The sequence below is a fragment of the Bdellovibrio sp. CKG001 genome (genome assembly GCF_055397465.1).
This window is the reverse complement of sequence record NZ_AP029173.1, coordinates 2,446,605-2,462,322: the sequence shown is the minus strand read 5'-3', so window position 1 is coordinate 2,462,322 and position 15,718 is coordinate 2,446,605. Positions and strand designations below refer to the sequence as shown.

9 protein-coding genes are annotated in these 15,718 nt (G+C 50.5%); 3 read left to right on the top strand and 6 right to left on the bottom strand.

From position 1 onward, the window contains the following. The first annotated feature begins 12 nt into the window (after window positions 1-12). Window positions 13-981, top strand: a complete 969-nt coding sequence (locus ACZ50P_RS11645; RefSeq protein ID WP_464131286.1) for a FecR family protein — start codon at window positions 13-15, stop codon at window positions 979-981. A gap of 24 nt (window positions 982-1,005) precedes the next feature. After that, window positions 1,006-2,994 (top strand): tetratricopeptide repeat protein, encoded by a 1,989-nt coding sequence (locus tag ACZ50P_RS11640; protein ID WP_464131284.1) that lies wholly within the window; start codon window positions 1,006-1,008, stop codon window positions 2,992-2,994. A gap of 2 nt (window positions 2,995-2,996) precedes the next feature. On the opposite strand, the gene ACZ50P_RS11635 is transcribed toward ACZ50P_RS11640, so the two are convergent. Continuing rightward, window positions 2,997-5,642: a CHASE2 domain-containing protein gene (locus ACZ50P_RS11635; protein WP_464131282.1), complete on the bottom strand. Its 2,646-nt coding sequence runs from the start codon at window positions 5,640-5,642 to the stop codon at window positions 2,997-2,999. 17 nt (window positions 5,643-5,659) lie between these two features. Beyond that, complete coding sequence (locus tag ACZ50P_RS11630) at window positions 5,660-8,497, bottom strand: hypothetical protein (RefSeq protein ID WP_464131281.1); 2,838 nt, start codon at window positions 8,495-8,497, stop codon at window positions 5,660-5,662. A gap of 159 nt (window positions 8,498-8,656) precedes the next feature. Here ACZ50P_RS11630 and ACZ50P_RS11625 point away from each other — a divergent pair, with 159 nt between their 5' ends. Continuing rightward, on the top strand, window positions 8,657-9,055 hold the full coding sequence (locus tag ACZ50P_RS11625) for a group II truncated hemoglobin (RefSeq protein ID WP_464120597.1): 399 nt from the start codon (window positions 8,657-8,659) through the stop codon (window positions 9,053-9,055). Window positions 9,056-9,066: 11 nt separating this feature from the next. Here the strand turns inward: ACZ50P_RS11625 and adeD are convergent, their stop codons facing one another. The 4 genes from adeD to ACZ50P_RS11605 are packed head-to-tail and all read right to left on the bottom strand — an operon-like array spanning window position 9,067 to window position 15,391. Next, entirely contained in the window at window positions 9,067-10,821 is a 1,755-nt protein-coding gene (adeD, locus tag ACZ50P_RS11620) for an adenine deaminase (protein ID WP_464131279.1), read from the bottom strand. Further along, window positions 10,808-11,608: an XdhC family protein gene (locus ACZ50P_RS11615; protein ID WP_464131277.1), complete on the bottom strand. Its 801-nt coding sequence runs from the start codon at window positions 11,606-11,608 to the stop codon at window positions 10,808-10,810. The genes adeD and ACZ50P_RS11615 overlap by 14 nt, the downstream gene beginning before the upstream one ends. Continuing rightward, window positions 11,601-13,928 (bottom strand): xanthine dehydrogenase molybdopterin binding subunit, encoded by a 2,328-nt coding sequence (gene xdhB / locus ACZ50P_RS11610; protein WP_464131275.1) that lies wholly within the window; start codon window positions 13,926-13,928, stop codon window positions 11,601-11,603. Before xdhB ends, ACZ50P_RS11615 begins: the two co-directional genes overlap by 8 nt. Further along, complete coding sequence (locus ACZ50P_RS11605) at window positions 13,919-15,391, bottom strand: xanthine dehydrogenase small subunit (protein ID WP_464131274.1); 1,473 nt, start codon at window positions 15,389-15,391, stop codon at window positions 13,919-13,921. Before ACZ50P_RS11605 ends, xdhB begins: the two co-directional genes overlap by 10 nt. Window positions 15,392-15,718: the final 327 nt, after the last annotated feature.

Below are 15,718 nucleotides of genomic sequence, written 5' to 3'. Positions count from 1 at the left end.
TTCTCATCTAAAATGAAATCATATTTAACAGCAGGGATGGATATGAACGTAAAGGCGGCGTCTTTAAATACGGTGGTGGGTTTATTTGTCTTGGGACTTGCGGTGCAGGTCTCTGCCGCAGAAAAAATGTATGGTGTCTTTATGGTCGTTAAAGGGGGCGTGCAGATCCAGTCTCCGGGTAAAGCGGAGGCAGCGGCCAAAGTCGGTGCCAAAGTCTATGAAGGCGACAAAGTGATCACGGCTGCAGACTCTCGCGCCAAGATCGTCATGTCCGATCGCAACGTCCTCAATCTGAATCCTGACACGACCATTGAAATTGCCACTTATCAGAATGATCCAGCCACAGGTAAAAAGAACGTCGAAATCAAACTCGGTGCGGGTAAACTGCGCGCCAACGTCGAGCAAAACTATGATGGCGAAAAAAACAAATTCCAGGTCAAAACTCCAACAGCGGTGGCTGGGGTGCGTGGTACTCAGTTTCAGACGGGGTTTGATCCAAAAACCAGCATGACCTCAATCGTCACCTTCAAAGGATCTGTGGCGGTGATGGCGGTGAATCCCCAGGGGCGTCCGATGGGGCAACCCGTGATTGTTAAAAAAGGCCAGATGACCACGACGGCTCCAAACTCCACTGCGCCGGAAGCTCCAAAGGCCCTACCTAAAGAAGAAATCAAGCAGATTGAAAATGACTCGCTGGCGACAAATATTCCTCCGGCGGTTCCTGCTACTGAGTCCGGAGCCAGTCGGGAAATTGCTTCCGAGGCTCCTGCAACTGTCGGACCAGAAGCTGCGCCGACCACGTCCATGATTGACAGCAAAGATATGGATTTGGGCATGGCAAAAGAAATCAAACCGGTGGCGGGGACCGCGACAGCTCCACCCAACACCACGGTGCGCGCTCCAACCACGGATACGGCGGTGAAGGATGTTTTGCGCTCCGGTGGGAAAACCAAGGTTATCATCCGTCCGACTCCTCAATAATCTAATTAAGAAGAAGACACATCTATGAAATTTGCAGCTTTGGGTATTGCGGGTGTTTTTATTGTGAATTCAGCCTATGCGCTGGATGCAAAAATTTCTCAGACACAGTCCTTGGAATTGGAACTTCAGGATAATTCCGTGCAAGGTGATTCACGTCCTCTGCGTGTGCGGGACAGTGAATCCGGCAAGGTCGCTCAGGTGATGTTGCACCGACGTGGTGGCGCGAACGGCCCCTGGAGCGGTTTTTTCATCATTCAGTTCTTTATCGGGGACAATCGTCCGCGCATTCTGGAATTTTCAGATCCCGGCCAGCCACCTTTTTATGCCTATGCTATTCCCGGTCAGACAGTTCAGCGTATTGTGCTGTTTAAGTCCGCTGATGAACTGGCAAAGTTCGTAGCCGTACAGGAACAAAAGCAAAAAGCCAAGCCAGTGGCAGCGGCTCCGGTGGCTAAAGTGCTTTCTCCGCAGGCGGTGCGCCGTTTGGAGCGCCAGGAGCGTGAGGAAAAGCGCCAGATGGAAAAAACACAATTGGCCCTGGAAGAAGAGCAGGCAAGACAAAGAGCCCAGTTGCTGGAACAACAGGCGGCTTTGACGCTGGCAGAAAAAAATCGCAAGAAAGCCGCAGCCACCAATATGGTCAAAGAGGCTGACAAACTTTACGCCAAACAAGACTATGCCGGGGCTGAACGCAAGTATGCCCAGGCCGTGGACATGGATCCGGAAGAGGATTCTTACTACTACCGCTATGGTGTGACCCTGTACAAGATTGAAAACTACAATAAGTCCCTGGCAACGCTGTCAATGGCGGATGTTCCGTCAGAACTGTCTTTGGAGAAGGACTACTATATTGCCCTTAATCATCTGAAACTTCGGGATTACGAAAAAGCCCGCAAAAAATTTGTCGAGATTCGCTCGGAGAATGATGCAACCTTAAGCCCGATGGCATCCTTCTTTGCGGGGAATATCGAGATGCAGCAGCAGAAGTTCCCCGAGGCCCGTTCGAGCATGGAGTATGTGCTGGATAACTCCAAGGACCCTCGGTTGGACCGTTCGGCGGAAGAGCTTCTGAATCAAATTGACAAGATGCAGGCGTTTTATGAGAGCAAGAAAGAAAAGTATCGCTTCACCGGATTTATCGGTGCTGTTTATGACGGCAACGTTTTGAATGTGGCTGAAAATAACGTGACCACAGATGTGAAGGCCTTGCGTTTGAACTATGGCGCCAGTGCTTTGGCTATCTGGAAACGAACCCCGACATCAGATTTTGGAACCCAAATCGGAATTTCTGATTACTACAGCACCAACACCAGCTTTCAGGGGGATGCGGTTTTGCAAACGGCGGACCCGTTGCAGTTGGATCTGAGTCTTCCGTTTCACAAGGAATTTGAATTCTCAAAACGCTCTTTGAACTGGGAACTCGTTCCCACTTATCGCAGCATCTACATGAGCCCCACGGGAGGCACTCGTTCGGAGGTGATTCGATCCCTGGGGGTGAACACCACGCTGGCGGCGCCAGTGCAAAGTGATATGCTGATGGCTGTGCGTCTGGAAGCATCCAAAGAAGAGACTTTGCTGGACTCTTCCGTGGGCGACGATGATCAAAGTGGTCTGCGCTATGGTATGACCTTGTTGCCGACGTGGATTCTGGATCTAAAAGGGGAGAAGTCTTTGACCCTGGATGCGGGTTATCTGATCAATCAGGCTGAAGGCCGCAATTACCGCTATAAGCGATCGTCTGTGGGTCTGACCTATGCTTTTGCAGCATGGTGGAAAAGCAACGCCAGTTTGCGTGCCGAATACTCCAGTCAGAACTATGATGAGGCGGTGACCACACGTATCGATTCAAACCCCATTGTCACCGCGGCTTTCAATAAGGATCTTAAGCGCAACGTGAACTGGTTGATGAGTGTGCAGTACAATGTGGGCGATTCGGATGAAGACTCTTACGATTACAACAAGTTCGTTGTCACCAGTCTGTTCACATTCACCCACAGCATTCTAGGGAAATAATTCTATTTGGTCTTCATGACATAGACTCCGTCCCATCCTTCCGGGGGTGGGGAGTCGATATAGTCCTGGCACCTTTCAATATAGAGCTCGCAAACCGCTTCTTGCCCGTTGGAGATTTCCAGGCCTTTTTTGAAGAACTCCTGGGCCTCTGCAAAGCGTCTTTCATGATAGGCTTTGTAACCTTGTTCGAACAACGTCAGCATTTCCGCTTGTGTGCCGGAAGCTTTTCCTTCGCAGATCAGTTCAAAGATACGAACGGGCTCCAGCTTTCCTTTGACCCGCACCCGATCAATTTCCCGGGCGGTAAACTGCCCCTGAATATCGGCGTAAGTAAATTCACTGATCACGATTCTGGTGCCGTATTCTTTGTTGATCCCTTCCAGACGCGAAGCCAGATTCACCGAGTCGCCCATGACGGTATAGTTCTGAACGATATTAGAACCCATGTTGCCGACGCTCATTTCGCCGGTGTTGATGCCGATTCCAATATCGATATAAGGAAGCCCTTTGTCAGAGAATTCCTTCTGCAGTTCTTTGAGTTTATCCAGGCTTTGCAAGGCACAACGACACGCATGGGCGGCGTGCTGAGGGTCCTTCACCGGCGCTCCGAAGAAGGCCATGATCGCATCCCCCATGTATTTGTCCAGAGTCCCCTGGTTTTTAAACACAATCTCGGTCATTGGAGTCAAATACAGATTCAGAACACGGGAAAGTTCTTCCGGAGGAAGTTTTTCTGAAATCGTGGTAAATCCGCGCACGTCTGAGAAGAAGGCTGTCATACGCTCTCTTCGCCCACCCAGTTTAAGATTGGCAGCGTCCTTTAAAAGTTCGTCGACCACGGCCGGAGAGACGTATTTCGAGAAGGTGGATTTTAGTTCTTTCTTCTTTTTTTCCTCGGTGAAGTACTTAAACAACTGAATGGCGGCAAAACCTGTCAGAGCGCTGATATAGATCAGGAAAGAATGCAGCAGGATTTGTTTGTGCATGAAGAGCCACAGATCCAGACCTGCCAACAACACAAAGATCAGAACAAAGCCCGCAATAGAGGCCAAAGGCCCCATTAAGGCCCACGCCGTGGCGAGCACGGTGCCGCCGATCAAAAGAATCCACGGCATCACGGCGGATTCGGCATTCCAGGGTTTTAAAAAGTTTTTATCGAACAGATTCGCCAGCATGGTCAGATGAAGTTCAGGGCCGGGATAGTTGGCTTCCAAAGGGGTGTTGCGCAGATCGTACAGACCCACGGCCGTGGCCCCGACAATCAGGCTGCGATCTTTGAAGAATTCTTTTTTGTCGTATTCCTTGGTTTCATAAACCAGTTGTTTGGATTTTTGATTCAGGACACTGGTGGTGACCTTGACGGTCGGGCTGTCGTTGAAAAGCTCTTTGGCAGAAACATAGGGCAAAGACATCTGGCGGCCATAGAAATTGATCAGCAGTTGTCCTGATCCATCGACGGGGTAGCTGCTGATTTTGACTTCCGGATCTTTGGAGGTGTCGTAGATATTAAAGGACTCCAGGGATTTTTCGCCTTTTTTACCGGTGTTCATTTTCAGTTCGGCTCGGTAGGGTCCGGAAAGCAAAAAACTTTGTAAGGCCATTGAAGGAATGAAGCTGGTTCCTAGCTTGTGGCCCGAACGGAAGAACAGGGGATAGCGGCGCACGTAGCCGTCGGAATCCAGTTGCGCAATAAAGCTGGCGGTGTAAGTGGCCGGGGTCTGCAGCTCAAGGATATTGGGCGTCCATTCACCGTACTGCGGGATGGGATGGGTTTTGTACGAACTGCGTATGCGTGCCAGCAGATTGTCAAAGCTGAGATTCTTAAGCTCAGGGGAGTCTTTGGTAACCTCTGCATACAACAGAGCCACCTGGGCCCGATTTTCACCTTTGAGGAAAATGTCGTCTTTGCTCAGCCAGGAGTGGCAATAGTCAAACAGTGCCATGGACTGTCGGGCTTTCAAGTTGTTCTTTTGGAAAGTGGAGAGCTCTTCGCGCGAGGATTTTCCCAGGCTTTTAAGAAGTTCTTCTTCTTCGCGTTCCTGAATACTGTCAAAGAAGGTTTTAAAAAGAGGTGCCCAGTTCAGATCATCAATTGCATGGGTTTCTTCATCGATGGAGAAGCTGGGATTGATTTTCACCAGTTGATCGCCCCCTGTGGCCAGGAACGCTTCAGCCACACAAAGATCCTGATGGGGTTGGAAATCGATCAGGTTTTCGCTGAAAGTTCCAAGGACGATTTTGTCAGGATTTTTTTCAATAACCCTGGCAAAGGCTGTATCCGCTGCAGGGTTGGCAGTTTCAGGTTCCGCAAAGATCACATCAAAAGAAACCGACTTCGCGCCATGTTGCAGGACTTTGTCAGTCATCTCCGCGATCATTTCGCGGCTCCAGGGCCAGCGGCCTATTTCACGCACAGAGGCGTCGTCAATGGCGATCAAAGCGACTGGCGCCTGACTTTGAACCGAAGGGCGCAGCTTGTATTTAAAATCGTTGATACGCAAATCCAGAACTTCGGTGCTTTCCAACAAAGGACTGTAAGGACGCTGGATTGCGGGGGTTCGTGAGTACTTAAAATAGTAATCACTGAACCACGCAAAAAACGCCGAGATGATGATGCCGATCAAGATGCTGATTTTTTCTGTCTTCATGGTGCTTTCTTAAATGTCTAATACACAGTTAGATTCACAGTCGTGCTTTGTCCGGCACTATCCTGAACCACAATCGTTAAAGGACCCGTTGCTGATGGTATCACCGACAGCTGCCAGTTCGGAGCATAAGGCTGAATGACATTCACGGTTCCGGATCCTTGGGTCACAGTGGCCGTGTAGGGCGCTGTCCCGCCAATGATGTTAAATCCGTGTGAAACAGTGTTCGGAATGGTGCTGTAGCCTCCAAGATCGACAGACAGCGGGGCCGGAGTTGGATTGAGACGGATTTCACTTACCGGAGAAGAACCCATAGTCTGAGTGTACGAAGAGGAGTAGCCAACAAAGAATGCCCCGAGGCTATTGGCTTTCATGTAGATCAGTTTGGAGGAGGTGCCTGCCGCCACTTCGTGCTCCCACTGCTGAGATGTACAGCTGCTGTCGGAATAGAATGATACATCGACAGGCTGAGCCATGATCTCAGGACGGGAGTGAATGTGAAAGCTAAGTTTTTTGTTTGCTGGGATGATGACCGGATTGTTTGAAGAATCACGAACCTCAACCTGGATGGCCTGGCATTGATAAACCTGTGGGGTGGTGCTGGAACCCGAGGGCAGGGTCAAAGAAAGATGATGCGCCAGCGGTGTTATATTTAGATTGGCCATCCCAGAAGTTCCAAAGCCGTCGACTTTTAAAGAGACATTGTTTAGCAGACTGGGGCCAGCCAACACCGCGAATCGTCCGACGCCATTGACGACGTTGATGGAGGCTTGAGGGGTTCTGGACACGCAGTTATTGACGATTTTGATGTCACTAGGAGGCGTGTAGGATGTGACCCCATCGAGCTCAATCCAAGAGAAGGTGGCGGATCCAGAATTGTTAACCGGATTGCCTCCTTCGTGGAAAAAGGCGGCAACAGGATGACAACCTTGAGGGAAGACCGCCATCAAAGGAGGGAAGCTTCCCGACGTGGTATTGGTGGTGTCCAGTGACAATGAGACACTGGTTGGAGTGCTTGTGGGGTCGACAACGTTTAAAGGAAAAGGACTTGGATTGGTCAGTCCCAGAGTGTTGGTCAGTGAAAGGTTGAAGTTACCGTAGGACGCTGACTTTATATAGAATGTGGACTCGATAAGCTGAGCTGTAAATGTCTTGGACAGAGTTGATACCGGCGATCCACTGCAATCCTTGGTGCTGTACAAGATAGCCGCCGCTGCATCAGAGTAATCTTTTGCTGTCACTGTATAGCCCAAAGAAGGGTACGGGTTCACGGCGAAATTTGAACCGGACAGGTTGACTTGGACAGCACGGCATTCACCCACCACCGGCCAATGGTTGAAGGGAAGTCCCGTGGAAGGACTTGAGCTCAAACTCAGTGTTTGAGGAGGTGATGGACTGGTATTGTTTACCCAGATGTGATTGGGTTGCCCATGGGGATGACCATCACGACTGAGGCAAATAATATGCTGATATTCAGTCTGCGCGGCCAAGCCTAATGAGTCTACCTGTATCTTCAGTGCACCATTGTCCAATGCTGGCAGCGGCAGGGATTTGTACAGACTCCAGCCACTGCTGGAAAGACGCTCACTCTCGCAGCGCTCATCGTATTCAGTGCTTGGCATAGGCATGGCCGTCGTGACTTTTCTATAAACCTGAAGGCCGTTGATTCCCTCAAGGGCTCCAGGAAGGGGACGTGTTTCGAGGTAGACTCCTGAAGAGTTGACGCCGAACTTAGAGGTTGAGCGGTATTGAGGGTTTTCCTCAGGGCGGTTGAACATGGTTTGAAGACCCACGATCCCGCTGCTTTCACCAATGTCATAAATCCGGTTATCCCAGGAATTGCCGTTGAATTTAAGATAGGAAATAAATTCTTCGGCAGGGGGTAACGACGCACAATCGCTGAAGGCCCGTCCGCCAATAAATGCAAGGGCCTGCGGCGTGGCTGTGGGGGTTGAGCCTGTGGCGAAATGTTTGATAGGCATTGGATGATTGCGGCTTGCACTGACAAAATGAGAGTTCGAGTACAAAGATCCACCGTTGCTCAGAGCGGACTGAACGCACACGGTTTTGTTGGAAAGATAAGTTGGGTTGTTGGCAAAGAAGCCAAAGAACTTGTCTTCAGGCAATTGCTGGATCCACGTCGAAGTTCCGACACTGGTCCACTGCTCGCGGAAAGACAAGGGTTCTGCGACTTTGACCAGATGAGGGCCAGTGACAAGAGTGTTCGTGGTCCATTGTTGTCCCATATAAGTGCCGTCAGGCAGCATATAGTCCATGGGGATGTCACTGAAGGCGACCATTTCAAACCACCCACCAAACATCATTTTTCTATCAACTAGCAATGCGGGTTTGCCAGGGGGGCGGTAAAAGAGTTTGAGCTCTCCGCTGGGGCCAGCATTGGCGGAAGAAAGATAGCGTCCTTTCAGGCGACCTTCGACCGTGCTTTCGCTGCCAAGTTTTTGCAGCGGCACATCCAAAGTTTCTGTTGTGCCTGCCAGAGATTTGCTGACATCTCCATAGTACAAGATCGCGCCCCCATCAGAACCTGCGGGAGAATAGGCCGCCAGTACCTGCACCAGACGATCAGAACCGGATGGAATTTCCAAGGTGATTTCTGAGCCCAATGACGATGAACCACCCGCATCTTGAAGCAGGGTGATGGGCTGACTCATATCCGGCGCTGTGACCTGAACGGCAAGATGCTTCAGCATCAGGGTGGAGGAGGCCGAGTTCATTTTGCCAGAAAGACTTCTGGGAACTTGCAAAGATATTTTACTGCCATCCACGGTCAGGCGATCACAGCCTAAAGCCAACAGACAAAGCAAAGAGATAACGTACTGGTGAAAGTGTCTTTTCATGTCAATGAACCTCGTAGATATGGAGAATTAATCGGATTTTTATGGGTCCTACTGAAGGCCGAAAAGGGTCTTGAACGATTCTTGAAATATTCATGGCTTATTCTGAGACAGAGGGAAAGTTGATTGCTTTTCTTTGGGATTCAAGAGTACTTTTTTGTAATGTCAGAAGAAAAAAAGCCCTACGAACTGCTAGGTGGGGAGCCGGTCCTGCGCCGACTAACCCAGAGATTTTACGAGATCATGGACACTCTTCCAGAGGTGCAGGGCATTCGCCAGATGCATCCGGAAAACCTGCGAGGCTCCGAAGAAAAGCTCTTTATGTTTTTGTCGGGGTGGTTGGGCGGACCGAATCTCTTTATGGAACGCTATGGGCATCCGCGACTGCGCATGCGCCACTTTCCTTTTAAAATTGGCAAGTCCGAACGGGATCAGTGGATGTTGTGCATGGTGCAGGCTTTTGATGAGCTGCAAATTGCAGAGCCCCTGCGCAGCGAGCTTCTGCATTCCTTACTTCGGCTCGCCGATCACATGCGCAACATCGAGGAAAACCAAGAGTAGCACTTTTTATTCTAAGCCTCTAACGGGATGAAGCTGAACTTCGTCACATCCACCAGGCCGCGGTCCGTGAGTTTCAGGGTTGGAATCACGGGCAAGGCCAGGAACGCCATTTGAATAAAAGGTTCATCCAGAACAACCCCCAGACTGCGGAAGGCTTTCTTCAGAGTGGCAATGCCATCTTTGATTTCTTCCGCACTTTGCAAGCTTAAAAGACCTGCGATCGGCAGTTCCACCAGGGCCTGAACTTTTCCCTGATCGACGACGACAAAGCCACCCCCTTTTTCAATCAACGTGTTCACCGCCACCGTCATGTCTTTGGCGTTGGTGCCAATGACCATAATATTGTGTGAATCGTGGGCCACAGAGCTTGCTAAAGCTCCCTGTTTAAGTCCCAAACCCTTGACCAGACCCAAAGCGGGAGGAAGGCCTTTGCCATAGCGTTCGATATTGGCCATGAAAAGAACGTCCTCTTTTTCAAATTTCTGTCCGTCGAACTTCAAAGTCAGATGCTGAGTGATGATCTCGTGAGGCACGATCTCAATCACATTGTAAACACCTGGAAGCAGATTCAGGGTCAGATCTTTTTCCGTCAAAGAGGCCCGCTTCATGGTGTTTTCCAAAGGGGGTTGGGAAGCTTGAAGCTTTTCCTGCAAAGACTTTTCCAGATGCAGTTCCGAAACAAACTGTCCGCCGATCATCACATCCTGGATGTCCACTTGTTTAAGGTCCTTCAAAAAGACCAGATCGGCCTTCTTGCCCGGAGCCACCAGTCCCAGTCTTTTAAGGCCAAAGTGTTTTGCCGCGGAATAAGTTGCCAGACGATATGCCACGTGAACAGCCACGCCATGTTTGTTGATCAGCTCTTTGATCAAATAGTTGATATGACCTTCGTGTGCGATTTCAAAGGGATTGCGATCATCGGTGCAGAGCAGGCATTGAGGCGATGAAAAATCATTCACCAAAGGCGCCAAAGTTTTTAAGTTCTTCGCAACACTGCCTTCGCGGATGATAAGGCCCATGCCTTTTTGCAGTTTTTCGCGGCCCTCTTCCAGGGTGACCGTTTCGTGGCAGTTCTGGATCCCGGCTAGCAGGTACGCATTCAGTGGTTTACCACGCAGCAGGGGAGCATGTCCGTCCATGTTGAGATCGTCAAAGGCCTCAATCTTGGCGTGAACGTCCTTGTCGGCATAAATCACACCGGGGAAATTCATCATTTCGGCCAGCCCCAGCACGGACGGGTGGTCTTTGAAACTTTTCATTTCTTCCAAAGGGAAATCACTGCCCGTGGTTTCAAAACCCGGAAGCGCCGGCACACAGGATGACATCTGAACAAACAGATTCTGATGCATCAGTTCTGATGAACGCAAAAACCAGCTAAAGCCTTTTCCACCAAGAACGTTGGTGATTTCATGGGGGTCACAAATGGCCGTGGTGGTACCCAAAGGCAAGGTGGCTTTTTCAAACTCAAAAGGCGACATCATGGAAGATTCAATATGCAAGTGACCATCGATAAAGCCTGGTGTGACAAAAGCCCCTTGGGCGTCGAAAATGCGTGCCGCTTTTTGGTCCTGATATTCAAGTCCAACACCCACGATGTACTGACCGCCCACGGCGATGCAGGTGGGGTAGGTTTCACCGGTGATCACATCCAGCAAGTGGACGTTTGTGATCAGCAGATCCAGTTCGCCATCCCCTCGGGCTTGCGCCAGACGCTGGGGCATTTCTTGCGAGGAAATCTTTTGTGTTTTCTTACTATGCAAGCTCATTGTTTTGGTCCCTTGTTTTAAGGATTTGCGCCACGATACTAAAGGCAATTTCAACTGGCGAGTTGGTGCCAAAGTTTTCACCCATCGGGCAGAAGAAGCGGGTCAAGGATTCCTGGGGCAGCCCCGCATCCAAAAGATCCTGTCTTAGGCGGCGGGCTTTTTGGTCGCTTCCGACATTGCCGACGTAAGTGAAGCGATCCCTTTGTTTCATCACTTCAATCAGTACAGGCAGATCTGTTCCATGTCCCATGGTCATTAAAGTGATATAGGCCTTGTCGGGGATGGAAGCCACCAGGCCCTTCATGTCTTCAGTACAAACGGTTTTAAGCTTTGAGGACTTTGGCAGTCGATCAATCCATTCCTGCCGGGGATCGACGCAGGTGATGCGGCAGTCCAGCAAAGTCAGCATACGCACAAATTCCTGGGCGATGTGGCCAGCGCCAAAGACATAGATATGAAACGGATGATTCTGTTCATGCAGCTCAAAGAAGAAACTGACCACGCCCCCGCAGGTCATGCCGATATCTTTTTGCAGATTCCAGTCGGCATAAAGGTGCGGTGTTTTGGCCTGAATCATTTTTTGCGCCTCTTCAATGGCGCGTTTTTCCACTTTGCCTCCACCGACGGTTCCAAACTCCAGCCCTTGAGCCGATATCAGGGCGCGTGCGCCCACTTCCTGAGGCGAAGATCCTTGTTGGTTCACCAGTGTCACACTGACAAAGGTCTTTCCTGCCTCTTGCAGGGTTTTGACGGCAGTAAGGTAGTCTTCAAAGTTCAGTCTACTCATGACGGGAAAGCTCCATCAGCATGTCCTCGGGGGTGGCCGGGGACTTCAGTGTTGAAATCAAACCTTTGCTTTTGGCATTGGCAGCATCTTTAAGTGCCGTCCAAACGCTAATGCCCAAAAGGAACGGAGGTTCCCCCACGGCTTTGGAACGATGAACGTTTTCGCGATTTTCATGGTTTTCAATAAATTCAACATTAAAGATCCTTGGTGTGTCCTGGACATTCGGGATCTTGTAGGTGGTTGGAGAATGACTGAGAAGTTTTCCGTCTTTGTTGTGGAAAAGTTTTTCGGACGTCACCCAGCCCATGCCTTGCACGAAGGCTCCGGTGACCTGACCACGGTCAATCCCTGGATTGATGGGGCGGCCAAGATCCATCAGGATATCAGAACGCAAGACTTTGTATTCGCCCGTCAAAAGATCGACTCGCACTTCGCTGACGGCCACACCATTGGTGAAATACTTAAAGGGTGTTCCCTGGCTGGTTTTTTTATCAAAACCCAAACCTTCGGTTTTAAAGTGAGCGTATTCCCCCAGAGACATTCGGTTGAAGTAAGCTTGTTTGACGACGTCCTGCCAGGAAATGGATTTACTCGACGGAAGATGTGTCAGCATTCCGCCTTCAAATTGGAATTCTTCAAAGCGCAGCTGGGTTTCATCCAAAGCCGGACATTCGGCGATGTCATTCATCGGAGTCCCCGCCAGAATGTTCTGGAAAAGCCACGCCAGACGCTTTTGAATTCCCAAAGCGGCCTTCATTGCCGCGGCACAGTTGATATCCGATCCACTGGAGGCCGCTGTCGGAGAGGTGTTATGGTTTTTCTCTGTCGAAGTCGCCATCACTTTGACATCCTGAGAAGGAATCCCAAAGGCATGCGCCACCACCTGCTGGATCTTGGTGTTCACACCCTGACCCATTTCCGTGGCGCCGGTGGAGACTTGCACGGTGCCGTCTTTGTGGACGTTGACGGATGCATTACCCTGATTCAGGAAGCGCGCCGTGAAGGCGATTCCAAATTTGGTCGCAGTCATCGACAGTCCTTTGACATGTGTCTTGCTGCTGGCATTGAAGGCGTCAATGTCCTGTCGGCGCTTTACGTAGTCCGATGATTTTTTAAGTTCTGCAAAAAGATCCGGCAGGGGGTTGTGCCCCAAGTGCTGCCCATAGTGGGTCACATTTCTGACAACTTTCTGGTAACAATTGAGTTCACGAATCTGCAAGGCATCTTTTTTCAGGTAAAGAGCGATGTCTTCGATGATGCTTTCGATCGTCATCGTTCCTTGCGGGCCCCCGAAACCGCGGAAGGCGGTGTTGGAATATAAGTTCGTGCGCACCACCGAACCTTCGATAAACGCATTTGGTAAATAGTAGGCCCCATCGACATGGAACATGGCGCGATCCAAAATTGAACTGGAAAGATCGGCATAGGCGCCACCATCTGCATACAGATGGGCTTTCAGTGCCAAAATTCTGCCATCATCATCAAAGCCCACTTCATAGTAGTTTTTAAAGGGATGGCGTTTTCCGGTCATCATCATGTCGTCGTCTTTGGATAGACACAGTCTTGCCGGGCGTTTCATTTTTTGCGCCACCAAAGCCGCCATGGCCGCAAACGGGGCGGCCTGACTTTCTTTTCCACCAAAGCCTCCACCCATGCGTTTTACAACACAGACAACTTCATGCAGGCTTAAACCCAAGGCTTCGGCCACGACGTGCTGAGTTTCGGTCGGATGCTGGGAGCTGGCGTGGATTTCCATCTGTCCGTCTTCCAGGGGATAGGCGATGCAGGCCTGGGATTCCAGATAGAAGTGTTCCTGACCGCCACATTCAAAAGCCCCCTTAAGACGGTGCGCAGATTGACCCAGAGCAGCCTCCACGTCACCGACCCTGAAGGCATTGGCTTTATAGATGAAACTTTGCTTGGCGATGGCGTCATCAATCGTAAAGATGGCCGGAGCTTTTTCCACCTCAAAGCGCACGAATTTTTTGGCGCGAAGCAAGGACTCCATGTCTGTTCCCACCAGCAGGACCGCCGGTTCGTCATAGTATCCAATCTTATCAGCCACCAGAATGGGTTGTTCCGGGACAATCGTACCCCAGGAATTGTGGTGAAGATCTTTGGCAGTGAAAGCCGCCAGCACACCTTTAGCCTTGAGGGCCTCAGAGACATCAATGGACTTAAGAATTCCCGCCGCAGCAGGAACTCCGATCGGCATCACTTGCACTTCGCCTGCCATCAAAGGACGGTCGTCAATAAAAACGCTTTCGCCGGTGACGTGGCCTAGGGATGAATCGTGGGGGATGTTTTGACCTACGGACATGGGATTTCCTGCTCAAGTTCTAAGTGGCATTTTTTAAATAGATTCTCGGCAACTTTCAGACGGTATTCGTCCGAAGCACGCAGATCAGAAATGGGCTTGATCAAAGAACGAACCTGCTTCCCCAGATCGGCAAAAAGAGCTTCGTCGAAACTCCGCCCCTGGGCCGACTTCTCAAGTTCTGGCAGGCGCACCACGGTGGGGCCGACACCACCCATGGCAAAACGTGCCTCGGTTATTTTAACACCATCCATTTTTAAACTCGCCGCAAAGGTCACGGCAGATATGTCGAGATCTTTGCGCAGGGATACTTTGAAAAAGCGATGTTTCCACTCCGGTCCCGGAACCGGGATCAGAATTCCAGTGGCAATTTCGTTGGGTCTTACGTCAAAGACTTTATAGGCCTTGTAAAACTGGCTTAAAGGAACTTCACGCAGACCGTCCACAGATTGCAGATGAACTTTGGCATCCAAGGCCAGCAAAGCCGGGATGCTGTCCCCAATCGGAGATCCATTCATCACATTCCCCACCAAGGTGCCCTGATTCTTGATCTGGGGCGAAGCAAAGATGCGCAGCAAACGGGACAGTTCGGGCAGGGTGCTTTCCACATAATTTTCAAGCTGAGTCAAAGTCACACGCGCGCCCACCCAAACGCCGTCGGCTCGGGATTCAATTTTTTCAGTTTCGGCAATCTTATGCAGGCTCATCACGTTATCAAGGAAGGACTTTCCTTTGTTATGAAGAACGCCCAGGTCCGTGGCCCCGGCCACCAAGCGAGTTTCGGGGGATTGATTTTTCTGATCCACCGCCACAGAAAGGCTGAAGGGCGCATGGAAACGGCGCTGGCCCGCTTCGATGTGCAAGGAATCCTTTAGCAGGGGAGCAAAGCTCTTTGACTGTTGTGTGGTGAGATATCTTTCCTTGAGGGGTTTCCACTTGGATAGATCCACATGCGTCGCCGCTTGCAGAATAGGCTCATAACCCGTGCAACGGCACAGATTGCCGGTCAGATGGTTGCGGGCTTTTTTTTCTGAAATGCTTTTGCCATGGCAGTGGCTGCTTTCGGCTAGGGATGAAAGCGCGCACACCATGCCCGGCGTGCAGTAACCGCATTGACCGCCGTGGAACGCGCGCATTTTGTCCTGCACTTCATTCAGCTCGTCCTGGTCTGACAGGCCTTCCACAGTGACCAGCGAGGCCAGGTCAAACAAGTACATAGGGGCGATACAGGAATTGATGGTTTGAAAATCTGACCACTCTGGATTTTCGGCCTGGGTTGCTTTGAGTTTGGCAACCAAAACCGTGCAGGCGCCACAGTCCCCCTCGGCGCAGACCACTTTTGTTCCCGGCAGGGAGTGGTTTCGCAGATATTGGGCCAGAGGAAGGAATGCTTTTTCACCACCGATGCTATGTTCAACACCGTTGATAAGGACATGAATTTCGTTGCGAATTTTTGAATCAGCCATCTAAATGGGTTCTCATAAAAGGAACCCCATTTCAATAGAATTTGCGGGGCCAACTGCAATGACCTCAATGACACGGTGCTGGCGGTGAAGGGCTTTGCGCCGAAGCCATGGTTGCCCCTTAAAAGCAGGCAGATTCCAGCGTTTTGAGTCTTCTCCGGCGTATGAGCACAAAAATCACGAGTTTTAAGTCGAGGAGAATATCTTCGCGGGCAAATTTTTCCCCTCTGCAAAGGTCTAAAAGAGGGCCAGTTCCAATCTGGAACGCGACCTACTCTTTGAGCATTGCGGGAAAACAGACAACGATTGATATCAGATCGCGAAGGATTC